Genomic DNA, 1,077 nt, shown 5'->3' on the forward strand with positions numbered 1-1,077 from the left:
GACTTCGTTTCCGGGTCAAGCTGGAGGTACTGCCGGGTCTTTTCGCCGTTCACATCCACGGCCTTTTGGATGACTTCCCCCTTTCTGAGGCGTTCCGCTTCCTGTTCCGTCAGGGCGATAGCCTTGTTGCGTTCCGTTTCGAGAGCCGCCCTGACGGGATAGGCCATCAAAGCCGGGTTGCCTTGCCTGTCGGCCACCATCTGGAGTTTGAGCGGCAGCGTGACAGCATTGCCATTCTGCGCACGGATGGATACTTGCACAAGGGGCGTGATTTCGCCGGAGAGCAGCTTTTCCTTCACTTCCTGCGGCAGGAGGTCTGCCTTTTCCCTGTCAATGCCCAACATTGCCAGCTTTCCGTAGGGCAGCGTTTCGGATAGATTTCTGTTGTCCATTTCTTCAAACTTGTTTTTACGGGTTAATTTTGCGGCCGGAACCGCTTGAACACCCTGCAAAAGTATTTTCACCCAAACGAGAAAAAGAAATGCACAACACTATTCTGTCGTCACTGATGCTGTTGCTTCTGCCCATCACGGCTTCCGCACAGTTTTACACCATTACCAAAGACTCAGACTTAATGCCCGATTCCGGAAAGGAAACAATGCAAACAGCTGCAAAAGAAGATGATACAATCAGCAACATTGTGCAAAGTGTCAGAAACGACACCTTGCACATAAATACCCCGATAAAGGAAAAGAATAAGGGAAAAGGCCAAAAAGGTAACAAAAGGACATCCCTAAAATCAGAGCTTCCCGAACTGACCATTCCCAATCTTTATGCGGAAATTATACAAAACAGAATACAATATCCGAAAATCGTATTGGCACAGGCCATCCTTGAAACCGGATGGTTCACCTCCCCGGTATGCAGGAACAAGCACAATCTGTTCGGCCTGACCAACCCACGGACAGGGAAATACTTTGAGTTCGGCCATTGGACGGAAAGTGTCCGGGCCTATTATACCAAGGTACAGTACAAGTTCAAGGGCGGTGACTATCTCCTTTGGCTGAAGAACATCGGCTATGCGGAAGACCCAAGGTATGTCCGTTCGCTAAGCCGTATATTGGAGCAATACCTCTA

At 49.4% G+C, this 1,077-nt stretch carries 2 protein-coding genes; one reads left to right on the forward strand and one right to left on the reverse strand.

Annotated features, from left to right (window positions below):
* The coding region (locus tag H6B30_RS15985) for a DUF4099 domain-containing protein (RefSeq protein WP_205112238.1) at positions 1 to 392 on the reverse strand (392 nt) is incomplete at its 3' end.
* 89 nt (positions 393 to 481) lie between these two features.
* Between H6B30_RS15985 and H6B30_RS15990 the strand changes: the two genes are divergently transcribed.
* Positions 482 to 1,077: glucosaminidase domain-containing protein (locus H6B30_RS15990; RefSeq protein ID WP_087330350.1), on the forward strand; the 596-nt coding region annotated here is incomplete at its 3' end.

Source organism: Marseilla massiliensis, from assembly GCF_016899955.1.
Classification (GTDB): Bacteria; Bacteroidota; Bacteroidia; order Bacteroidales; family Bacteroidaceae; genus Prevotella; species Prevotella intestinigallinarum.